Genomic DNA, 22,900 nt, shown 5'->3' with positions numbered 1-22,900 from the left:
TATTATTCCTCGGCTCCCGCGGAAGCGGCGTGACTCATGTCCATACCTTCATGTTTTGGCATGTCCATTTTCCCGTGGCTCATCTTGAACTTGTCGATGACTTGCATGAACAGTTTCGGATCAGCTGAAGAGAAATATTCCACCGGGTGATTTTCGCTTGGCACAGCCACTTTCTCGAAATCATCCATAGTGTTCAGCGTGTTAGGGGCTGCTTTGACTTTAGCCACCCACTGCTGGAATTCCGCATCGTCTTTGGTTGCAATGGCTTTAAACTTCATGCCAGAGAAACCACGACCACTGAAGTTCGCAGAGATACCGTCGAAAATTCCCGGCTCATTTGCAATCAGATGCAGCTTGGTCTGCATACCAGCCATCGCATAAATCTGGCTGCCGAGCGTTGGGATGAAGAAAGAGTTCATGACGGAGTTAGATGTGATTTTGAAGTTCACCGGAGTATTTGCCGGGAAGGCAATCTGGTTCACGGTCGCAATACCCTGTTCCGGGTAAATGAACAACCATTTCCAGTCCAGTGCAACCACATCGATCTCAACCGGTTTCACATCAGATTGCAGCGGTTTGCTGGGCTCCAGTGCGTGGGTTGATTTCCAGGTCAGCACGCTGAGGAAGAGAATGATCAGGATCGGAATGGTCCAGACCACGGCTTCCACTTTGTTAGAGTGTGACCAGTTAGGGCTGTACTTCGCATTCGTGTTGGACGCCCGATATTTCCAGGCAAACACCACGGCCATCAGGACTGCGGGGATGACGACGATCAACATCAGGCCAAAGGCAGTCAGTATCAGCGAACGTTGCTCCAGTGCAATCTGTCCTTTGGGATTTAACAATGCACTATCGCAGCCACTCATTAATAAAGTGCCTGCAATTAATGACAAAATCCCCAAACTTTTATTGTATTTACTGAGTCTCATTTAACGACCTCAATGACAAAGGGCTCTATTGTCGTTTAAGTGTGCGCGCATTTTACGGGAAGGTTTATGCAGTGTAAACCAGCTTAAGGATGTGTCAGATACGTGTTGACACCTTTTGCTAAGGGTGTCACAGATGTTGCGCCAGGTGACAAATAATTAACGCAGACAAGCAGTTGGCATCAATATAACAAAAACCAATGGAAGTAACCGTAAAAAAATCAGGGAAAGGAATAACCCTTACTTTTAACTCCCAAATATTTAACAAGTCTGCATCATTTGCGCGATGAAATTTAACTAAAGTAATTGCTCACCGGTTTTTAGTATTTCCGCTACGCCTCCTCAGGTCATATTGTTATTTTTAAAAAATAACACGCGATGATAAATGGCGGCGACTTATCGGGGTGTCATAAAATAAGCCGCAGCCCGTAAACCTATCGATTTCACTTAAGCATCTGGTGCAGGCAACGCAGGGGTTCTCTTCAGCGCCCGATAGTCCAGCCACACTCCCGAAAGCACCGCCAGCAGGGAGAGTGTCATACCCAGCTCAAACAGGCGGGTAAGCAGCGGCGTCAGCGCCGTCACGCCCAACGCATTCAGTGCCAGAGCCACCAGCCAGAGTGTCAGCACGCCGCATCCGGCTGCAAACAGACGATTAGTCCAGCGATAGCCTTGAGGATAGTAGCTACGTGTCAGAAAATTGCCACTTTGCTCGACCTGATTCAATGTTTGTCGGCAAAAAGCCAGCAGCACCAGGCCTGGCAGACCCGCCATCACCGTGAAAGCATAAAAGGTCGGCCAGCCCCAGAGTTCCACCAGCCAGCCCGCCGCCGGGCCCACATAGACCCGACCAACCGCTGAGAGCGCCGACAACAGGGCGAACTGGGTAGCGGAAAACGATTTATTGCACAGCGTCATTAACAGCGCCACAAAGGCCGCGGTGCCCATGCCGCCACAGAGATTTTCAACAAAGACCGCGCTGGCCATGCTCCACAACTGTTTGTCGGTCACCGCCAGCAGCCAGTAACCAAAGTTTGAGACAGCCTGCAGCAGACCGAAAATCATTAGCGCCCGGAACAGGCTCAGACGCTGCATCAGTACGCCGCCATAGAGCGCGCCGATAATGGTCGCCAGCAGACCCAGCGTCTTGTTGACCAGACCAACGTCACCGGCGTTGAAGCCCACGCCGCGAATCAAAAAGGTGGTGGTCAGCGAGGCGGCGAATGCATCGCCCAGCTTGTAAAGAATAATCAGGGTAATCAGCAGCCAGGCGTTGTTGCGCTGAAAGAAATCTTTTAGCGGATCGACCACCGCCTGACGCAGTGAATGGGGTGTGGAGATACGGGTATCTGGCTCGCTCGCCACCAGCGTGGCGATAATGCCCGGCACCATCATCAGCGCCATCAGCCAGTAGGTTGCCTGCCAGCCGAGATAGCGGTCAGCCAGCCACAACGCCAGCCCGCCGGAAATCAGCATCGCCAGTCGATAACCCAGCACGGTAATCGCCGCGCCGCTGCCACGCTCTTCAGGCGGCAGGATGTCCGTTTTCCATGCGTCAAAAACGATGTCCTGTGAGGCGGAGCAGAAGGCAATCAGCACGGCCAGCGCGGCCATCAGGGTAAGATCGCGTCCCGGTTGCAGAAATCCCATCGCGATTATCCCGCCAACCAGCGCCAACTGACTGACCAGTAACCAGCCGCGACGCCGGCCCAGAAACGGCGGCGTATAGCGGTCCATCATCGGTGACCAGAGAAACTTAAAGACATAGGCCTGGCCGACCAGCGAAAAGAAGCCGATGGTTTTCAGGTCGACATTTTCCACCGTCATCCACGCCTGCAACGTGCCCGACGTCAGGGCCAGCGGCAGTCCGGAAGCAAAACCTAGAAGCAGCAATACGGCGGCGTTTTTCTGGCTGAAGAGGCGAAGATAGTGGTTCATGCGGATCCTGCAGATAACAAAAAGCCCTGCGCAAGGCAGGGCAGAGGAGAGACTGAATTAACGGGCGTTCTGCTTGATGAAGTCGTTGACGCTGGTGTCCTGAGCCATATCCGCGATCACATCGCTCATAGTGGCGTTCACCGCGTTGGTAATCTTCTGGTTATTGGCGTTGAACGCGCCTTCTACGCTGTAAGTCTGACGGTAGTTTTTAACCTGTTTGTTGCCGTTTTTCGCTGTTGCGATAATAGAGATGTCCGCTTTGGTGGTGATGCTGTAGCGCACATTGCCCTGAGTGACGTCGGCATAAAGGTTGTTCACCACAATCTGCAGATCGACCGCGCCATTAGGACCAATCATATAGCCGCGTGCCGTCATCTGCTTCTCCAGCACTTCCTGCAGCAGGAAACGCAGGTCGCGCGATGACGTTAAGGTCACTAACTGACCATCGCGGTTTACTTTTGCCAGCGCCTGATCTTTACGCTGATCGGCACCGTTGATGCTGACAGTCACGCCCATCAGGCCTGGGTCCTGCTGCGGTAACTGAATTTTAGGCTGGATAGTCAGGGTATTATTGCTGGTTGCACAGCCGGCTAAAATGAACGCAGCCAACAGTGGGAATAACAGTTTTTTCAACATACTTTTTCTCGTTGGTGTCAGGGGGTTGGTTTGCAAAAACTGCGGTCATCATAGCATTGCCCGGCAGTGAAAAAAGCCCTGTTGCCGGGGAAATTGTGTCTGAAACCGTTTTAAGCCCCTTCTCTGACAGGTCGGTTTGCTGTTCGTTTCAGCTGCGTTATTATGCGTGCCGGAAGCGGTCTGACATAAAATGCAATATTTAGCGTACGCTTGCGGGTAAGCGCACTAAAAGCGACTAAGATTGAATGAGATGGGGCACTGCGCTCGCCATTGAGGAGTAATAGCCATGATCCGGGAACAAATAGAAGAAAAGCTGCGTGTGGCGTTTCAGCCAGCTCATCTGGAAGTGCATGACGAAAGTTACCGGCACAACGTTCCTGCCGGATCGGAAAGTCACTTCAAAGTGGTTATTGTCAGCGACTGCTTTGCAGGCCAGCGCTTTCTGGCGCGTCATCGCCTGATTTATGGCGAACTGGCCGCTGAGTTAGCGGGCAGCGTACATGCCCTTGCCCTGCATACTTATACCCTGAAAGAGTGGGAAGGATTGCAGGATACCGTACTGGCTTCGCCTAACTGTCGTGGTGCCGGAACACTCGCCTGATCTCCTTTCTCTGAAACGGCCTGCGGGCCGTTTTTTCTGTTATTTAGCGAAAAACGCGATCCCTGGCTCAAAAAAGCAGCAAACCTGCTGAAAAGTGGTGAGTTAGCATCCTCGACTCATTCCAGCGATGCCGCTATAATGCTGCGTCTATTTTTCCGGAATGTCTTCGGGACGCTTCTGGTAACAGGGATCAGGTTCTCTTCACGGAAGCCGTCCCGGTTGTTGGATACGGCGCATTTCACTATGTGTGGTGTCTGAAGTTGACCGAGCACGTGATTTTTTGAGGTAACAAGATGCAAGTTTCTGTAGAAACCACTCAGGGCCTGGGCCGTCGCATTACGATTACTGTCGCTGCTGACAGCATCGAAAGCGCTGTAAAAAAAGAACTGGTTGACGTTGCCAGGAAAGTTCGCATCGATGGTTTCCGTAAAGGCAAAGTGCCGATGAACATCGTGGCACAGCGTTACGGCGCTTCTGTCCGTCAGGACGTGCTGGGCGAGCTGATGACGCGCAACTTTGTTGACGCCATCATCAAAGAAAAAATTAATCCGGCTGGCGCACCTAATTACGTGCCAGGCGAATACAAAGAAGGTCAGGATTTCACCTACGCGGTTGAATTCGAAGTCTATCCGGAAGTTGAGCTGAAAGGCCTGGAAAACATCGAAGTCGAAAAACCTGTCGTTGAAGTAACTGATGCTGACGTTGATACCATGCTGGACACCCTGCGCAAGCAGCAGGCCAACTGGATCGAAAGCGACGCTGCTGCAGGTCCGGAAGATCGTGCCACTATCGATTTCAACGGTTCTGTGGACGGTGAAGAGTTCGAAGGCGGCAAAGCCTCTGATTTCGTTCTGGCCATGGGCCAGGGCCGCATGATCCCAGGCTTTGAAGAAGGCGTTGTGGGTCACAAAGCGGGCGAAACTTTCACTATCGACGTGAAATTCCCGGACGACTACCACGCAGAAAACCTGAAAGGGAAAGATGCGAAGTTCGAGATCGTGCTGAAGAAAGTTGAAACGCGCGAACTGCCAGAGCTGACTGAAGAGTTCATCAAACGTTTCGGCGTTGAAGATGGTTCAGTTGCCGGTCTGCGTACTGAAGTGCGTAAGAACATGGATCGCGAGCTGAAAGGCGCGATCCGTAATCGCATCAAAACTCAGGCAATCGACGGTCTGGTTGAAGCGAACGAAATCGACGTGCCAGCTGCGCTGGTTGACAGCGAAATCGACGTTCTGCGCCGTCAGGCTGCACAGCGTTTCGGTGGCAACGAACAGCAGGCGCTGGAACTGCCACGCGAACTGTTTGAAGAGCAGGCTAAACGCCGTGTTGTTGTCGGTCTGCTGCTGGGCGAAGTGATTCGTACCCACGAGCTGAAAGCTGACGAAGCACGCGTAAGCACCATGATCGAAGAGATGGCTTCTGCGTATGAAGATCCGCAGGAAGTCATCGAGTTCTACAGCAAGAATAATGAGCTGATGAACAATATGCGCAACGTTGCGCTGGAAGAGCAAGCGGTTGAAGCGGTCCTGGCGAAAGCTAAAGTGACCGAGAAAGAGACCAACTTCCAGGATCTGATGAATCAGACCGCTCAGGCCTGATCACGCATTTAACCGTCTGTGCTAAGCCCGTGACTGAAAAGTCGCGGGCTTTTTTGTGTTTTGCGTCCGGATAGCCACACTTCGCCGCTATTTGTTTAATAAACAGGCGAATTATTCACGCATCGCTTTTTCCGGGTTAGCGAACAGGGAAAAGATTGTTATGCTTGAAACATGCGTGCAGCATCCCCAGATACAGGGAGTATGCAGAAATGAGAGTGAGGCTGGCTGATTAACCGTCCTGAAGGTGTCGGAAAAAGGCGCGGCGTGGAGTTTCCCGCGCGTCTTACGTAGAATCGGTACAGAATGTTGCCAATGAAATTTATCCAGGAGACGGTAATGTCATACAGTGGCGATCGTGAATATACAGCACCGCACAATGCGCTGGTGCCAATGGTGGTTGAACAAACTTCGCGTGGTGAGCGTTCTTACGACATTTACTCCCGTCTGCTTAAAGAGCGCGTCATTTTCCTGACCGGCCAGGTCGAAGACCACATGGCTAATCTGATTGTGGCGCAGATGCTGTTTCTGGAAGCTGAAAACCCGGAAAAAGATATCTATCTCTACATTAACTCGCCAGGCGGTGTGATCACGGCCGGTATGTCGATTTACGACACCATGAAATTTATCAAACCGGATGTCAGCACTATCTGTATGGGTCAGGCCTGTTCTATGGGCGCTTTCCTGCTGACGGCGGGCACCAAAGGCAAACGTTTCTGTCTGCCGAACTCACGTGTGATGATCCACCAGCCGCTGGGCGGTTATCAGGGTCAGGCGTCAGACATTGAGATCCATGCGCGCGAAATCCTGAAAGTTAAGCAGCGTATGAATGAGCTGATGGCTGAGCACACCGGTAAAACGCTGGAAGAAATTGAGCGTGACACCGAGCGTGACCGTTTCCTCTCTGCAAATGAAGCGGTAGAGTATGGATTAGTCGATTCAATTCTGACGCATCGCCAATAAGACCCGACTTACCGTTGTCCCTGGTCTATAGTTAACAGGACAACGGTACTATTATGGGTTGAATGAATTTCGGCCGTCTCTGCACGGCCTGAGCCGTACGCGGGTATGGCCTGAGAACAAGAAGAGGTTAACTGATGACAGATAAGCGCAAAGACGGTTCAGGAAAGTTGCTGTACTGCTCTTTTTGCGGCAAAAGCCAGCATGAAGTGCGAAAGCTGATTGCCGGGCCGTCAGTGTATATCTGCGATGAGTGTGTTGACCTGTGCAACGACATCATTCGCGAAGAGATTAAAGAAGTTGCCCCGCATCGTGAACGTAGTGCGTTGCCAACCCCACATGAAATTCGCCATCACCTCGATGATTATGTCATCGGTCAGGAAAGAGCGAAGAAAGTGCTGGCGGTTGCGGTTTACAACCACTACAAGCGTCTGCGCAACGGCGATACCAGCAATGGTATCGAGCTGGGCAAAAGCAACATTCTGCTGATTGGCCCGACCGGTAGTGGTAAAACGCTGCTGGCAGAAACGCTGGCACGTCTGCTGGATGTGCCGTTCACCATGGCTGATGCCACCACGCTGACTGAAGCCGGTTACGTGGGTGAAGATGTTGAAAACATCATCCAGAAACTGCTGCAGAAATGCGACTACGACGTACAGAAAGCACAGCGCGGCATCGTTTACATCGATGAAATCGACAAGATCTCACGTAAGTCTGATAACCCGTCGATTACCCGTGACGTGTCAGGCGAAGGCGTACAGCAGGCACTGCTTAAACTGATTGAAGGCACCGTGGCTGCCGTTCCTCCGCAGGGTGGACGTAAGCATCCGCAGCAGGAATTTTTGCAGGTTGATACCTCTAAAATTCTGTTTATCTGCGGCGGCGCATTTGCCGGTCTGGATAAAGTGATCGCCCAGCGTGTGGAAACCGGATCCGGTATCGGCTTCGGCGCGACCGTAAAAGGGAAATCGCAGAAAGCCAGCGAAGGCGAACTGCTTGCGCAGTGTGAACCAGAAGATTTGATCAAATTTGGTCTGATCCCTGAGTTTATCGGTCGTCTGCCTGTTGTTGCGACCCTGAGCGAGCTGAGCGAAGAAGCGCTGATTCAGATTCTGCGTGAGCCGAAGAACGCCCTGACCAAACAGTACCAGGCGCTGTTTAACCTGGAAGGCGTTGAGCTGGAGTTCCGTGACGAGGCGTTAACCGCCATTGCTAAGAAAGCGATGTCACGTAAAACCGGTGCACGTGGTCTGCGTTCAATTGTAGAAGGCGCGTTGCTGGAAACGATGTATGACCTGCCTTCCATGGATGACGTGGAAAAAGTAGTGATTGATGAATCAGTTATTGAAGGTCAGTCTGAGCCCATGTTGATCTACGGCAAGCATGAAGCCCAGGCATCTGGCGAATAATTAAACAGATCGTCCATCCTGTAGTAATAAAAAAGGGGAAAATGTTTCCCCTTTTGCTTTTCTCGCCTCTGTGACGTTGAATGTCGGACAATCATCCCCATATACTCAGATACCTGTGGGTTTAACTGCATACCTGCCTGATGCGGTTCCCATCACCTGGCGGACATTAAACAAAGAGAGAGCTCTATGAATCCTGAGCGTTCTGAACGCATTGAAATCCCCGTGTTGCCGCTGCGCGACGTGGTGGTTTATCCGCACATGGTAATTCCGTTGTTTGTTGGCCGGGAAAAATCAATTCGGTGCCTTGAAGCCGCAATGGATCATGATAAAAAAATCATGCTGGTCGCACAGAAAGAGGCTTCAACGGATGAACCTGGCATTAACGATCTCTTCTCAGTAGGGACCGTTGCATCAGTATTACAAATGCTGAAACTGCCGGATGGCACCGTCAAAGTCCTGGTCGAAGGTTTACAGCGCGCCCACATTACGACGCTAGCCGATAACGGTGACCATTTTGTGGCACAAGCTGAATATCTGGTTTCGCCAGAGATCGAAGAGCGCGAGCAGGAAGTGCTGGTGCGTACGGCGATCAATCAGTTTGAAGGCTACATCAAACTCAACAAAAAGATCCCACCCGAGGTTTTAACCTCGCTGAACAACATTGACGATGCGGCCCGCCTTGCCGACACCGTCGCAGCACATATGCCACTGAAGCTGGCAGACAAACAGTCTGTGCTGGAGATGTCCGACGTCAACGAACGTCTGGAATATCTGATGGCGATGATGGAATCTGAAATCGATCTGCTGCAGGTTGAGAAGCGTATTCGCAACCGTGTTAAGAAGCAGATGGAGAAGAGCCAGCGCGAGTACTATCTGAATGAGCAGATGAAGGCGATTCAGAAAGAGCTGGGCGAGATGGACGACGCGCCCGACGAGTACGAAGCGTTAAAACGCAAAATCGATGCGGCAAAAATGCCGGAAGAAGCGCGCGAGAAAGCGGAAGCTGAGCTGCAGAAGCTGAAAATGATGTCCCCGATGTCCGCTGAAGCGACTGTGGTTCGCGGCTATATCGACTGGATGGTTCAGGTTCCGTGGAACGCGCGCAGCAAAGTGAAGAAAGATCTGCGTAAAGCGCAGGAGACGCTGGATACCGACCATTACGGGCTGGAGCGCGTGAAGGATCGTATTCTTGAGTATCTTGCGGTTCAGAGTCGCGTCAGCAAAATCAAAGGGCCGATTCTGTGCCTGGTCGGACCGCCAGGGGTAGGTAAAACCTCTCTCGGTCAGTCGATCGCCAAAGCGACCGGACGCAAATATGTGCGTATGGCGCTGGGTGGCGTGCGTGATGAAGCTGAAATCCGCGGTCACCGTCGTACTTACATCGGCTCTATGCCGGGTAAATTAATCCAGAAAATGGCGAAAGTCGGGGTTAAAAACCCACTGTTCCTGCTGGATGAAATCGACAAAATGTCATCTGACATGCGCGGCGATCCGGCTTCAGCGCTGCTGGAAGTGCTTGATCCTGAGCAGAACATTGCGTTCAACGACCACTATCTGGAAGTCGACTATGACCTTTCTGATGTGATGTTCGTTGCTACATCGAACTCAATGAACATCCCGGCACCGCTGCTGGACCGTATGGAAGTGATTCGTCTGTCGGGTTACACCGAAGATGAAAAACTGAACATCGCTAAGCAGCATCTGCTGACCAAACAGATTGAGCGCAACGCCCTGAAAGCCAATGAAATTACGGTTGAAGACAGCGCGATTGTGGGCATTATCCGTTACTACACCCGTGAAGCCGGTGTGCGTAGCCTTGAGCGTGAGCTGTCGAAATTGTGCCGTAAAGCGGTGAAATCACTGCTGATGGACAAGACGAAAAAGCACATCACCATCAATGGCGAAAACCTCAAGGATTTCCTGGGGGTTCAGCGCTTCGACTACGGTCGTGCGGACAGCGAAAACCGTGTGGGTCAGGTAACGGGTCTGGCGTGGACCGAAGTGGGTGGCGATCTGCTGACCATCGAAACCGCCTGCGTACCCGGTAAAGGCAAGCTGACTTACACCGGTTCTCTGGGTGAAGTGATGCAGGAGTCGATTCAGGCTGCGCTTACCGTGGTGCGTGCCCGTGCCGAGAAGCTTGGCATCAATGGTGACTTCTACGAAAAACGTGATATTCACGTTCACGTACCTGAAGGCGCTACGCCGAAAGATGGTCCAAGTGCCGGTATCGCCATGTGTACTGCGTTGGTCTCCTGTCTGACCGGTAACCCGGTGCGGGCGGATGTGGCGATGACCGGTGAGATCACCCTGCGTGGTCAGGTGCTGCCGATTGGCGGGCTGAAAGAGAAACTGCTGGCAGCGCACCGTGGTGGCATTAAAACCGTGCTGATCCCTGACGACAACAAGCGCGACCTGGAAGAGATTCCACAGAACGTGATTGCCGATCTGGAGATCCATCCGGTGAAACGCATTGAAGAGGTGCTGAATCTGGCACTGGAAAATGCGCCATACGGTATGCAGGTCGTAACAGCAAAATAGTGATTAACGGCAAAAACCGTTAAAAAGCGGAGCTGGCAAGGCAATTGGCGCTTGCCAGCTTTTTTTTGTGCCGTTAATTTAGGTGGCTGCCGACGCGACGTTCTCAGAGAAATTCCGTTGTTTCGGCTCCACAGGCTTGATATAACTTGCTGCGCGTTCGCACCCTGCCGGATGCAGGGTACGATGTGAAATAATAAAAGAGGGGATGAAGAGAGTGAATAAGTCACAATTGATCGACAAAATTGCTGCCGATGCTGATATTTCTAAAGCTGCAGCGGGACGTGTTTTAGATGCATTTATGGGCTCAGTTTCAGATGCGCTGAAAGACGGTGATGAAGTGGCTCTGGTAGGTTTCGGCACATTCTCTGTGCGTGACCGCGCTGCACGTACCGGCCGCAACCCGCAAACCGGTAAAGAGATCACCATCCCGGCCGGTAAAGTGCCAGGCTTCCGTGCTGGTAAAGCATTGAAAGACGCTGTCAATTAATAACAACGAATAGATTCATTGACGCATTTTCTTCAGTGGATTAGAGGACGATTAACCCGTTCTCATGTAACATACGGGCACATCAATCAGATGTGCCTTTTTTGTTTTAACCGGTGAGAATCGGGCCGTAAGATGGACCTGGACCGGATTGAGACTGCCAGCCAAGCCAGCAATTGCGTGAGTCGCCAGCCAATGGCGAATTGCGACCGAGCTTTACATTCACACTACAGCGGAGTGTTGCCATACCATGATGGACAATTTACGCGCGGCGTCGAACCATGTCGTGCTCAAGATTATTTTGGGGCTGATTATCCTCTCCTTTGTGCTGACGGGCGTTGGCAACTATCTGATTGGCGGCAATAACGACTATGCGGCCAAAGTTAACGGCCAGGAGATTAGCCGGGGACAGCTGGAGCAGGCGTTCAACAGCGAGCGCAGTCGTCAGCAGCAGATGCTGGGCGATCAGTTCTCTCAGCTGGCCAGCAACGATGGCTACATGCAGCAGATTCGCCAGCAGGCGCTGTCGCAGTTAATCGATCAGGCGCTGCTTGATAGCTACATCAAAGATCTCCACCTCAGCATCAGCGACGATCAGGTGAAGCAGGCTATCTTCAATCAGCAGGCTTTTCAGACCAACGGTAAATTCGACAATGCCAAATATCTGAGTCTGATCAGCAATATGGGCTTCAGCGCCGACCAGTATGCCGAAGCGCTGCGTAAGCAGCTCTCTAATCAACAGCTGATCAATGCCGTGGCTAACACCGACTTCACGCTGAAAGGCGAAGCCAGCAAACTGGTGGACCTGGTTTCACAGCAGCGTGAGATTCGACAGGCGACGCTGGACGTCAATGCACTGGCGGCGAAACAGGCCGTTACTGACGACGAAATCAGCCAGTATTATCAGCAACATAAAACCAGTTTTATGGCACCAGAGCAGTTCCGTGTCAGCTACCTCCTGATGGATGCGGCCAGCATGCAGCAGGATGCCAGCGAGGCCGATATTCAGGCCTGGTACGACCAGCATAAAGCGGACTATTCACAGCCACAGCGTACGCGCTACAGCGTCATTCAGACCAAAACTGAAGCCGATGCCAATGCGGTTCTGGCGCAGCTGAAAGCAGGTGCCAGCTTCGCTGACGTGGCAAAAGCCAAATCCATTGACCCGATCTCTGCGCGTAAGGGCGGCGATATGGGCTGGCTTGAGCCCTCTACGACTCCGGATGAACTGAAAAATGCCGGTCTGACTGAGAAAGGCCAGATGTCAGGCGTCATCAAATCTTCAGTGGGCTTCCTGGTGGTTCGTCTTGACGATATTCAGCCAGAGCAGGTTAAGCCACTGGATGAAGTGCGCAGCGCCATTGCAGCGAAAGTGAAGCAGGAGAAGGGCGTTGATGCCTTCTACAAAGTGCAACAGAAAGTCAGCGAAGCGGCCAGCAATGACAATGAGTCACTGGCGGGTGCAGAGCAGGCTTCTGGTCTGAAAGCGAAAGAGACTGGCTGGTTCAGTCAGGATTCGCTGCCAGATGAGCTTAACTTCGATGCGGTGAAGCAGGCGATCTTTAACGGGGGTCTGGTCGGGCAAAACGGCGCGCCGGGCAACAACTCCGATATCATCACTGTCGATGGCGATCGTGCCTTTGTGCTGCGTATCAGTGAGCATAAACCGGAAGCGGTAAAACCGCTTGAGCAGGTTAAGGCGCAGATCACTGACACGCTTAAGCATGATAAAGCGACGCAGCAGGCGAAAGCTCAGGCCGATAAACTGCTGGCCGATCTCAAAGCCGGTAAGCAGGATGCGCTGACTGCCGCAGGTCTGACGCTGAGCGCCAGCAAGACCGTTGATCGCAATGCGCAGGATCCGGTGGCACAGACTGCCTTTAACCTGCCTCAGCCTGCGGAAAATAAACCTTCCTGGGGTGTCAGCGAAGATATGCAGGGCAATGTGGTACTGGTGGCGGTTGATAAAGTTAAAACCGGCAGCATGCCGCAGGCGCAGATTGACGAAATGGTCAAAGGCGTCACGCAGAATAATGCGCAACTGGCGTTTGAAGCGTTACTGCAAAACCTGCGTAAAGAGGCCAAAATTAAGTACGGCGCTGCCGCACAAATGCAGTAAGCCTCGCAGAAACTGCGCAACGACTGTAACAATCAAAGGCCGCATTCGCGGCCTTTTCCATTTCTGAAATCCCGCTTTTGAGCCTTGCGTGCAGTAGTGCCACTCTGTCGCTGCTGTTTACACACAAGGAGAAACACAGCATGGCTAAACCTAAACTCGTTGCCTTCTATCTTTCACTCGCGCTGGGCGGCGCACTCTGTCACAGCAGCGTCTCTGCGGCACCTGAACCTGTCAGCGCAGCCGTCACGCAGAGCTCACACCCTGCGTCGAAGCCGGAAGCCGCCGCGCAGCCACAGCAGGAGCAGGTCAGCATCAATGAAGCGACAGCCGAACAGCTCTCTGCCGTTATGAATGGGGTGGGGCTGAAAAAGGCGCAGGCGATTGTGAGCTATCGCGAACAGTACGGACCATTTAGCGCGATTCAGCAACTCAGTGAAGTGCCGGGAATCGGCAATGCGCTGATAGAGCGAAATGCGGCCCGGCTGAAATTGTGAAGCAGTACACATCTGTGATGCTTAACCCACGATAGACAGGCGACTCTGCTAAAGTGAACAGGTCCAACCAGTTAATTCACAGCAGCAGGAGAGCATGACCATGCAGACCACCATAAAAGTGCGCGGCTATCATCTGGATGTCTATCAGCACGTCAATAATGCGCGCTATCTTGAGTTTCTGGAGGAGGCGCGCTGGGAGTGGCTGGAAGAGGTGGAAGCATTCCACTGGTTGCAGGAGCAGAAACTGGCTTTTGTGGTGGTAAACATCAACATCAACTACCGTCGCCCGGCCGTACTGGGCGACGTACTGACTATCGACAGTGAGATCACGCAGTTGAATGGCAAAAGCGGCATTATTGCGCAGCGGGTTTTACTTGCAGGTCAGGAGACCGTGGTGGCGGATGCCGCACTCACTTTTGTCTGTATTGATTTGCGGACTCAGAAGGCGGTTGCGCTGGAAGGGGAGTTACGCGAGCGACTGATGCGTCTGATGGCATGAGCCGATAAAAAGGCGGCAAACCAGATTCTCTGCCGCCACGTCAGACAGTCTTAGTTAAGACCGCTTTTTGCTTTCATTGCTGCCATTACGCCAGCACGATCGTTGAGATAACCCTGCAGGCCATTGGCCCGTAAATGACAGGCTGCACACTCACCACATCCGTCACCTTTTACGCCGTTATAGCAGGTCAGCGTCTGCTCGCGTACCAGCGCAAGCTGCTGCCAGTAATCCGCCAGCGCCCAGGTTTCCGCTTTATTGAGCCACATCAGCGGCGTCTCAAAACGAACATCGCGCGCCATGCCAAGCGACACCGCATGGTTCAGCGCTTTGACAAACTCATCGCGACAATCGGGATAGCCGGAGAAATCGGTCTCACAGACGCCAGTGATCACCGCTTCCGCTTCGACCTGATAAGCGTAAACCGAGGCCAGCGTCAGAAAGAGAATATTGCGACCCGGCACAAACGTACTGGGTAATCCACTGGCCTCGGGATTATAAGCCGGCACCGGAATGTTATCCCGCGTCAGGCTGCTGACGGCGAGTTCGTTCAGCATGGTGACATCCAGCACTTTGTGCGCACGTGCGCCCAGTTTAATCGCCAGGTCGCGGGCCACATCGATCTCTTCCCGATGGCGTTGTCCATAGTCGAAAGTGACGCAATGAACATCATCATATTGCTCTAAGGCCTGAATCAGGCAGGTAGTGGAGTCTTGTCCACCGCTGAAAACTACAACAGCGCGTTTCATGGTGTTTTCCTGATAATTAATTTTGCGCTTATGGTAATGCCTCAGTCCGCCGCTGAACAGCTGCATGGCGGATCAATGGGCGGCGGAATCCATGCGCGGCTGAAATCGAACCAGCCCAGCGCATTCAGTTCAATCCCTTCAACGCCCGGCGGCGCGTAGATTTGATAGCGATAATTGAACAGTGGCAGCAGGATGCCGCCCGTCATCAGCTGATGATAAAGCTGATGCAGCGAGCGGGCACGCGTTTCGTCGTCAGCAATTTGCTGGATAGCCAGCAGTTGCGCCTGAATCTCTTCGCCCTGCAGTGTGGGCCACAGCGGCCGCCATAGCGGGTCAGTCTGCAACCAGCTGGCCAGCGTAAAGACCGGCGCATCACCAATCAGTCTGTCGCCCATCACGATATCCGCCTCATCAAGCGGGTCGATGCCGTGCCAGTTTTTTACCGGATGAAAAACCACCTTCAGGGTGCAGCCATGCTGTTTTAACAGTGCAACCAGCGCCTGTGACATTTGATGCAGCTCAACCGGCAACTGATAATGCAGCGTCAGGGTCGCCGGTAAGGGAACCGTGACAGCATCAATCAGCGGCACGCTCCAGCCAGGTAATAGCTCTTTGCTGGGAGTGATGAGTCCCTCATCCAGTGGCAACCGGCTGACAATGCCGCTTTGCTGGATCAACTGGAAAAGCGTGCGCGCCTGATCAGGGGTAAATCCGGCTCGTGGTCGGCAGACCAGATAACAGAAGCCGAGGCTGATACTGCTGCTGACCGGTTGCAGCGTCCTGAGCTCTGTGGCATCCCCTATCGCAATCTGCACCGGATGACGACAGCTGCTGCCGAGAGCGGGATCAAACAGCTGAGGAGTAATCCAGTACTCCACCGCCTGCAGCAGAGGACGCTGCAGATGCCAGCGCGCGTGACTTTCAATCCTGACCAGCTCGGCGCTGAAGTGCCTGAGTTTCCACGGCCCGCTGCCCGTGGCGGGATCGATGGGATGGGGCAGCAGGCACAACAGGTGGGCGAGCCGATGTGGCAGCCAGAAATCAGGGCGTCGCAGTACGAAACGCACCGCAAGCGGATGGGGCGCATCCACGCTGAGCACATCGGCCAGTAACATACTGACGCGCGTATCCCGCAACAGCTGGCGGAACTGCGCCACCAGTTGTGCCGCCTGCAGAGGCTCGTCGTTGTGCCACATCAGCTGAGGCCGTAACCAGAATAACCAGCCAGATGACGCCTCGTCGTGTTGCCAGTGATGCGCCAGATCGCCGACCGGCTCATCCTGCTCAAAACGGGTCAGACCGGAATAGATCTGGCGGGCCAGGTGCTGTTCGGCCCGACCGGTAATCTGGCGCGGCTCGGTGCTCTCCATCGGGCGATAGTAGGGGATGCGCAGAACCGGCGTATCGTTCTGCCACTGTCCACCCATTAATGGCCGCAGCATATTGATCAATCTTTCCTGCGGCAGATCCAGCAGTTGCAAGGCCTCAGCTGCGTCTCCGGCGTCGAGCTGTTGTTGCAGCAACTGCTGACGTAATTGTTCAGGTGAGCGCAGAAACACTATCTGTCCCTGTTTGCCACGGCCTGGCTCGCCGCGCCAGCTGAGCCAGCCTGCATGCTGCCACTGTGACAGCAACGTGCGCAGATGACGCTCGCTGCAGATACAGTGGCGGGCCATCTCCGCCACGCAGGTTTGCTGTGGGGCACCCTGGCTCTGCTGCCACAGACGCTGAAACTGATTAAGACGGTTAAGCTGGCGCATGTTAAACCCGGAACAGTTTTTTAAAAGTATTCACTATTAGTTCCGCAATTAACAGGCAATAGTGGAGTTCATCTTTCAGCAGGAGGTAAATCATGGTGCGTTTAGCCGCGTTCGATATGGATGGCACATTATTGCTGCCGGATCATCAGCTGGGTCAGCAGACGCTGGATAGCCTGCAGGCGTTGCATCTGCGTGGCATTAATCTGGCGCTGGCGACGGGCCGCCATCTGCTGGAGATGCAGATCTTACGGGAAAAAATGACACTGCCCGCGTGGCTGATTACCGGTAATGGCACTCGTGTACACGACAGGCAGGGCAATCTGCTCTTTGCGCGTGATCTGCCCTCTGCGTTCGCCGAAGAGGTGATCCACCGCCGCTGGGATTCGGCCGCCACCATGCATGTTTTCAACGATCAGGGGTGGTTTACCGATCACCCACAGCCTGAACTGCTGGTGGCCCATCAGATCAGCGGATTTGGCTATCAGCTGTGCGATCTTAAAAGGTTGCCCGCGCATCAGGTGACAAAAATCTGTTTTATCGATCAGCATCAGCGCCTCTGTCAGCTAAAAACAGAGCTGGATGCCGCACTGGGCGAGCAGGCTAACATCTGCTTCTCTGCCGTGGATTGTCTGGAGGTGTTACCCGCCAGCTGCAATAAAGGCAGCGCGCTGGCACTGTTATGTGACCATCTGTCGCTGACCATGGCGGAGTGTATGGCGTTTGGTGATGCGATGAACGATCGCGAGATGCTGGCGCAGGCCGGACAGGGTTTCATCATGGGCAATGCGATGGCGCAGCTGAAAGCCGCGCTACCGCATCTGCCGGTATTAGGGCATTGCGAGACACAGGCGGTGTCTCACTATTTAAATCACTGGCTGGCAACACCCGACCTCGCGTATTCCCCCGAATGCTGAGGATTGCCGTGAACCGGACAGGATGTCCGGTTTTTTATTCCAGCTCGCGCTGCCACGGCGTGATATCGCCAATATGCTTTGCCACCCATTCAGGCTGATAGTAGCTATCAGGATAACGTTCGCCGCTGTCGCACAGCAGTGTCACCAGTGCTCCCTGCTGATTCGCTGCCCGTAAGCGTTTTGCCACCTGCATCATGCCCCAGAAATTGGTGCCGGTAGAGGCGCCAGGCTTGCGTCCCAGAATCTTTTCCAGTTTCAGCATGGCGGCCAGCGTTGCACCATCCGGCACTTTGATCATTTCGTCGATCACGTCAGGCATAAACGATGGCTCCACTCGCGGACGGCCAATTCCTTCGATCATGCTGCCGCGCGCGCTGGTCAGGGTGGCATCACGCTGCTGCCAGTAATCAAAAAACACCGAATGCTGCGGATCAACCACCAGCAGTTTGGTTTCCAGTCCCTGATAACGGATATAGCGGCCCAGCGTGGCTGAGGTGCCGCCCGTGCCCGCACTCATGATTATCGTATGGGGAATCGGATAAGGCTCATGCTCCATCTGACGGAAAATGCTCTCTGCAATATTGTTATTGCCGCGCCAGTCGGTGGCACGTTCAGCATAGGTAAACTGATCCATAAAATGGCCATTGAGCTCCCGCGCCAGCCGTTCAGATTCAGCATAGAGCTGGCAGGGATCTTCAACAAAATGGCACTGTCCGCCATAAAAAGTGATCTGCTCAATTTTACGCTTCGCCGTGCTCGCCGGCATCACCGCAATAAAGGGCAGACCCAGCAGCCTTGCGAAATACGCCTCAGAAACGGCAGTGCTGCCTGACGAGGCTTCGATAATCGGCGTATCCTGTTTAATCCAGCCGTTGGAGAGGCCGTAGAGGAACAGGGATCGTGCCAGCCGGTGTTTAAGACTGCCACTGGGATGGGTACTTTCATCTTTCAGATAGAACCAGATGCCGGGAAAGTCCGCCAGATCGAAACGGATCAAATGGGTCTCAGCCGATCGTTGAAAATCAGCGTTAATTTCGTTGATAGCGTGGCGAATCCAGCAGGTGTGCATCTCAGGCGTCCGGTAAAAAAGTGATGCGGCTATTTTATGGCACGTGCAGGAAAAAGAGATTGCACAATTACCGCTAAAATGGCGGTAATGGAGAAAATGATTCTCCTGGAGCCGCGAATGTTAGATAAAACTGACCTTAAATTGCTCTCACTGCTGCAGCATGACTGCACGCTGTCGCTACAGGCGCTGGCGGATGCCGTCAACCTCACCACCACACCCTGCTGGAAGCGCCTGAAAAAGCTTGAAGATGATGGCATTATTCGCGCACGGGTGGCGCTGCTGGATGGAGATAAAATCGGACTGTCACTGACGGCGTTTATGTTTGTTAAAACGCAGCAGCACAGCCGCGACTGGTATCAGGCATTTGTCTCGGTGGTGAGCAGCATGCCGGAGGTAATGGCCTTTTATCGTATGGCAGGCGAGTATGATTACCTGCTGCGCATTCAGGTGGCCGACATGAAAAGCTATGATGCTTTCTACAAGCGAGTAGTGAATGGGGTGCCCGGCCTGATTGATGTGACATCCAGCTTCGCCATGGAAGAGATTAAATACACCACGGCTTTACCTGTCGCCCCCTGAGGGCCTGAGATTGAGAGCAGCGTTGTGCGATTATTCAGTCAATTAAGTTGGTATTTTCTGCGGGAGTGGCGGCGCTATCTGGGCGCGGTCCTCCTGCTGATTGTTATTGCTATTCTGCAGCTGCTGCCGCCGCATGTGGTCGGGGTGATTGTCGATGGCGTGACGCGTGACAACATGAGCACCAGCCGCATCATGATGTGGATTGGGATCATGCTGGCAACGGCGGTGGTGGTCTATCTGCTGCGCTATGTCTGGCGTGTGCTGCTGTTTGGTGCCTCCTACCAGCTGGCGGTTGAACTGCGCGAAGATTTCTATCGCCAGCTGAGTCGTCAGCAACCGGCATTTTATCTGCGTCACCGCACCGGCGACCTGATTGCGCGCGCCACCAACGACGTGGATCGGGTAGTGTTTGCTGCCGGGGAAGGGGTTCTGACGCTGGTCGACTCGCTGGTCATGGGCTGCGTGGTGCTGCTGGTAATGAGCACGCAGATCAGCTGGCAGTTGACGCTGCTTGCGCTGGTGCCGATGCCCATTATGGCCATCGTGATCCATCGCTACGGTAATCAACTGCACCATCGCTTTAAGCTGGCACAGGCCGCCTTCTCCAGCCTCAACGATCAGACGCAGGAGAGCCTGACCAGCATCCGGATGATTAAATCTTTTGGCCTTGAACAGCATCAGTCGCAGCAATTTTCCGATATCGCCCGCGATACCGGTGAAAAAAACCTGCGCGTGGCGCGGGTCGATGCCCGTTTCGATCCCACTATCTATATCGCTATCGGCTTCTCAAACCTGCTGGCGATTGGTGGCGGCAGCTGGCTGGTCTGGCATGGAGAGATGACGCTGGGGCAGCTCACCAGCTTTGTGATGTATCTCGGCCTGATGATCTGGCCGATGCTGGCGCTGGCATGGATGTTTAATATTGTTGAACGCGGCAGCGCCGCCTGGAGCCGCATCGGCGCGCTGCTGGCGGAAGCACCAGCGGTGGAAGATGGCGATAAGTCACTGCCATCTGAACCGGGCACGCTGCAGGTCGCGATTCGCGCCTTCCACTATCCGGCCAGCGTGGGTCCGGTCTTAAGCGATGTCAGCTTCCAGCTGAAACCCGGCGAGATGCTGGGGCTGTGCGGGCCAACCGGCAGTGGCAAAAGTACGCTGCTTAGCCTGATACAGCGCCACTTTGATATTCAGCAGGGCGACATCCGTTATCACCAGATCCCGCTGCCGCAGTTGCGGCTGGACAGCTGGCGCAGCCGTCTGGCCGTGGTCAGCCAGACACCGTTCCTGTTCTCAGACAGCGTGGCGAACAATATTGCGCTGGGGAAACCGGGCGCAACTCAGCAGGAGATTGAGCATGCCGCCACGCTGGCCTGCGTTCATGACGATATCCTGCGTCTGCCGCAGGGCTATGAAACGGAAGTCGGGGAGCGTGGTGTGATGCTGTCGGGTGGACAGAAGCAGCGTCTTTCGATTGCCCGGGCGCTGCTGCTGAATGCGGAAATCCTGATTCTGGACGACGCGCTTTCCGCGGTGGATGGCCGTACCGAACACGAAATCCTGCATAACCTGCGCATCTGGGGGCAGGGACGCACGCTGATAATCAGCGCGCACCGCTTATCGGCACTGACGGAAGCCAGTGAAATCCTGGTCCTGCAGCAGGGCAGAGTAGCGCAGCGGGGTGACCACGACGCGCTGACCAGCAGTGCTGGCTGGTATCGGGACATGTACCGTTACCAGCAACTGGAAGCGGCGCTGGATGATGATGAAAATGAGAAAGGAGTGCCGCATGGCTAAGTCTGCACGCTTGTGGCCTACCCTGAAGCGTCTGCTGAGCTACGGTAAGCCGTGGCGTAAATCCCTGTCACTGGCGGTAGGGATGCTGTGGATCGCTGCCGCGGCGGAAGTGACCGGACCGGTTCTGGTCAGCTATTTTATCGACAACCTGGTGGCGAAACATCAGATGCCCTGGGGAGTGGTCGCAGGACTGGTGGTCAGTTTTATCCTGCTTCAGCTGCTGGCCGCCGGGCTGCACTACTGGCAGGCGCTGTTGTTTAACCGAGCCGCTATCGGCGTGGTACAGCGGTTACGCAGTGACGTGATGAATGCCGCACTCTGTCAGCCGCTGAGTGCCTTTGATACCCAGCCGGTCGGGCAGATTATTTCACGCGTGACTAACGACACCGAAGTGATCCGCGATCTCTACGTCACGGTGGTTTCAACCGTGCTGCGTAGTGCCGCACTGGTCGGCGCCATGATGGTGGCGATGTTCAGCCTTGACTGGCGCATGGCGCTGGTGGCGATGATGATCTTCCCGCTGGTACTGGTGGTGATGTTCATCTATCAGCGTTACAGCACGCCCATTGCCCGTCGGGTTCGCAGCTATCTGGCAGACATCAATAATGGCTTTAACGAAGTCATCAGCGGCATGAGCGTGATCCAGCAGTTTCGTCAGCAGGCGCGATTTGGTGAGCGAATGGGCGAAGCGAGTCGCTCTCACTATCTGGCGCGAATGGAAACGCTGCGTCTGGATGGCTTTCTGCTGCGTCCGCTGTTGAGCCTGTTTTCAGCGATGGTGTTGTGCGGGCTGCTAATCCTGTTTAGTTTCTCGATGCCTGGCGTGTTTGAAGTGGGGGTACTCTATGCCTTTATTACCTATCTGGGGCGTCTGAATGAGCCGCTGATTGAGCTGACCACTCAGCAATCGATGCTGCAGCAGGCAGTGGTTTCAGGTGAGCGTATTTTCGAACTGATGGATGCCGCACAGCAGCAGTATGGTGCCGATCAGCAACCGCTGGCTTCAGGTCGTATCACCCTGAACAATCTGAGTTTTGCCTACCGTGAAAACCGCGATGTGCTCAGTGATATCAACCTTGAGGTTGCCCCACGCGAGTTTGTGGCGCTGGTGGGACATACCGGCAGCGGTAAAAGCACGCTGGCGAACCTGTTAATGGGTTACTACCCGGTGACGCGCGGCGAGATCCGCATTGATGATCGACCCATCAGCGACCTGAGCCATGCCGTGCTGCGGCGCGGTATTGCGATGGTGCAACAGGATCCGGTGGTGCTGGCCGATACGCTGCTGGCGAATGTGCGGCTGGGACGCGACATCAGCGAAGAGGCCGTCTGGACGGTGCTGGAACAGGTGCAGCTGGCTCCGCTGGCGCATGCGTTGCCGGAGGGGATTCATACCCGGCTGGGCGAGCAGGGCAACAATCTGTCGGTCGGACAGAAGCAGCTGCTGGCACTGGCCCGGGTGCTGGTTGATCTGCCGCAGATACTGATCCTCGACGAAGCGACGGCCAATATCGACTCCGGCACCGAGCAGGCCATTCAGCAGACGCTAGAGACGCTGCGCCAGCACAGCACGCTGGTGGTGATTGCTCACCGCCTCTCAACGATTATTGAAGCAGACAAGATTCTGGTGCTGCATCGTGGTCGTGTGGTTGAGCAGGGTACGCATCAGCAACTGCTGGCGATGCAGGGACGTTACTGGCAGATGTATCAGCTGCAGCAGGCAGGTGAAGATCTAGTATCGGGCGTCGCTGTAACAACTGAAGGCTGACTTGCACCTTTTTTGCGCACCTTTATCAGATTAATCTGTATAAATGCACTCCTTTGACGCCTGAAGCA

The 22,900-nt window shown here is 54.1% G+C and carries 19 protein-coding genes; 13 read left to right on the top strand and 6 right to left on the bottom strand.

Annotated elements, in window-relative coordinates:
• Window positions 1-2 precede the first annotated feature (2 nt).
• The 3 genes from cyoA to ACR8BN_RS14455 all read right to left on the bottom strand — a co-directional run bounded on the left by cyoA (window position 3) and on the right by ACR8BN_RS14455 (window position 3,500).
• On the bottom strand, window positions 3-929 hold the full coding sequence (gene cyoA, locus ACR8BN_RS14465; protein WP_010255402.1) for a cytochrome o ubiquinol oxidase subunit II: 927 nt from the start codon (window positions 927-929) through the stop codon (window positions 3-5).
• Between the two features lie 444 nt (window positions 930-1,373).
• On the bottom strand, window positions 1,374-2,864 hold the full coding sequence (gene ampG / locus ACR8BN_RS14460) for a muropeptide MFS transporter AmpG (protein ID WP_425028629.1): 1,491 nt from the start codon (window positions 2,862-2,864) through the stop codon (window positions 1,374-1,376).
• Window positions 2,865-2,921: 57 nt separating this feature from the next.
• On the bottom strand, window positions 2,922-3,500 hold the full coding sequence (locus ACR8BN_RS14455; protein WP_010255406.1) for a lipoprotein: 579 nt from the start codon (window positions 3,498-3,500) through the stop codon (window positions 2,922-2,924).
• A 286-nt stretch (window positions 3,501-3,786) separates the two neighbouring features.
• On the opposite strand from ACR8BN_RS14455, the gene bolA reads away from it, so the two are divergent.
• From bolA to ACR8BN_RS14410, 9 genes are all read left to right on the top strand, one after another.
• On the top strand, window positions 3,787-4,101 hold the full coding sequence (bolA, locus tag ACR8BN_RS14450) for a transcriptional regulator BolA (protein WP_008924895.1): 315 nt from the start codon (window positions 3,787-3,789) through the stop codon (window positions 4,099-4,101).
• Window positions 4,102-4,394: 293 nt separating this feature from the next.
• Window positions 4,395-5,699, top strand: a complete 1,305-nt coding sequence (gene tig, locus ACR8BN_RS14445; protein ID WP_010255408.1) for a trigger factor — start codon at window positions 4,395-4,397, stop codon at window positions 5,697-5,699.
• A 336-nt stretch (window positions 5,700-6,035) separates the two neighbouring features.
• Window positions 6,036-6,659 carry an ATP-dependent Clp endopeptidase proteolytic subunit ClpP gene (gene clpP / locus ACR8BN_RS14440; protein ID WP_010255410.1) on the top strand — a complete coding sequence of 208 codons (624 nt, stop codon included), beginning with the start codon at window positions 6,036-6,038 and terminating at the stop codon, window positions 6,657-6,659.
• A gap of 134 nt (window positions 6,660-6,793) precedes the next feature.
• Window positions 6,794-8,065 (top strand): ATP-dependent protease ATP-binding subunit ClpX, encoded by a 1,272-nt coding sequence (gene clpX, locus ACR8BN_RS14435; protein ID WP_010671205.1) that lies wholly within the window; start codon window positions 6,794-6,796, stop codon window positions 8,063-8,065.
• A 186-nt stretch (window positions 8,066-8,251) separates the two neighbouring features.
• Window positions 8,252-10,606 (top strand): endopeptidase La, encoded by a 2,355-nt coding sequence (gene lon / locus ACR8BN_RS14430; protein WP_010255415.1) that lies wholly within the window; start codon window positions 8,252-8,254, stop codon window positions 10,604-10,606.
• Between the two features lie 214 nt (window positions 10,607-10,820).
• Window positions 10,821-11,093: a nucleoid-associated protein HU-beta gene (gene hupB, locus ACR8BN_RS14425; RefSeq protein ID WP_009091701.1), complete on the top strand. Its 273-nt coding sequence runs from the start codon at window positions 10,821-10,823 to the stop codon at window positions 11,091-11,093.
• A gap of 247 nt (window positions 11,094-11,340) precedes the next feature.
• Complete coding sequence (gene ppiD, locus ACR8BN_RS14420) at window positions 11,341-13,209, top strand: peptidylprolyl isomerase (protein ID WP_039388316.1); 1,869 nt, start codon at window positions 11,341-11,343, stop codon at window positions 13,207-13,209.
• 140 nt (window positions 13,210-13,349) lie between these two features.
• The gene (locus tag ACR8BN_RS14415; RefSeq protein WP_010255849.1) at window positions 13,350-13,703 is read left to right on the top strand and encodes a ComEA family DNA-binding protein; all 354 of its coding nucleotides are present in this window, start codon (window positions 13,350-13,352) and stop codon (window positions 13,701-13,703) included.
• 100 nt (window positions 13,704-13,803) lie between these two features.
• Entirely contained in the window at window positions 13,804-14,202 is a 399-nt protein-coding gene (locus ACR8BN_RS14410; protein WP_010671209.1) for a YbgC/FadM family acyl-CoA thioesterase, read from the top strand.
• A gap of 50 nt (window positions 14,203-14,252) precedes the next feature.
• Here the strand turns inward: ACR8BN_RS14410 and queC are convergent, their stop codons facing one another.
• Window positions 14,253-14,948: a 7-cyano-7-deazaguanine synthase QueC gene (gene queC / locus ACR8BN_RS14405; RefSeq protein WP_031592184.1), complete on the bottom strand. Its 696-nt coding sequence runs from the start codon at window positions 14,946-14,948 to the stop codon at window positions 14,253-14,255.
• Between the two features lie 41 nt (window positions 14,949-14,989).
• A complete protein-coding gene (locus ACR8BN_RS14400; protein ID WP_434747051.1) occupies window positions 14,990-16,708 on the bottom strand; it encodes an SgrR family transcriptional regulator in 1,719 nt (572 codons plus the stop codon).
• A gap of 92 nt (window positions 16,709-16,800) precedes the next feature.
• Here ACR8BN_RS14400 and cof point away from each other — a divergent pair, with 92 nt between their 5' ends.
• On the top strand, window positions 16,801-17,622 hold the full coding sequence (cof, locus tag ACR8BN_RS14395) for an HMP-PP phosphatase (RefSeq protein WP_434747050.1): 822 nt from the start codon (window positions 16,801-16,803) through the stop codon (window positions 17,620-17,622).
• A gap of 34 nt (window positions 17,623-17,656) precedes the next feature.
• Here cof and ACR8BN_RS14390 read toward each other — a convergent pair whose 3' ends face one another.
• Entirely contained in the window at window positions 17,657-18,691 is a 1,035-nt protein-coding gene (locus ACR8BN_RS14390) for a PLP-dependent cysteine synthase family protein (protein WP_010255863.1), read from the bottom strand.
• Between the two features lie 117 nt (window positions 18,692-18,808).
• On the opposite strand from ACR8BN_RS14390, the gene ACR8BN_RS14385 reads away from it, so the two are divergent.
• The 3 genes from ACR8BN_RS14385 to ACR8BN_RS14375 are packed head-to-tail and all read left to right on the top strand — an operon-like array spanning window position 18,809 to window position 22,832.
• A complete protein-coding gene (locus ACR8BN_RS14385; RefSeq protein ID WP_031592177.1) occupies window positions 18,809-19,270 on the top strand; it encodes an Lrp/AsnC family transcriptional regulator in 462 nt (153 codons plus the stop codon).
• A gap of 24 nt (window positions 19,271-19,294) precedes the next feature.
• Window positions 19,295-21,064, top strand: a complete 1,770-nt coding sequence (locus ACR8BN_RS14380; protein ID WP_434747049.1) for a SmdA family multidrug ABC transporter permease/ATP-binding protein — start codon at window positions 19,295-19,297, stop codon at window positions 21,062-21,064.
• The gene (locus ACR8BN_RS14375) at window positions 21,057-22,832 is read left to right on the top strand and encodes a SmdB family multidrug efflux ABC transporter permease/ATP-binding protein (RefSeq protein WP_010671215.1); all 1,776 of its coding nucleotides are present in this window, start codon (window positions 21,057-21,059) and stop codon (window positions 22,830-22,832) included. The genes ACR8BN_RS14380 and ACR8BN_RS14375 overlap by 8 nt, the downstream gene beginning before the upstream one ends.
• The last annotated feature ends 68 nt before the right edge of the window (window positions 22,833-22,900 follow it).

The sequence above is a fragment of the Pantoea sp. Lu_F5_004 genome (assembly GCF_051136245.1).
Classification (GTDB): Bacteria; Pseudomonadota; Gammaproteobacteria; order Enterobacterales; family Enterobacteriaceae; genus Pantoea; species Pantoea agglomerans.
This window is presented reverse-complemented; position numbering and strand designations above follow the sequence as displayed.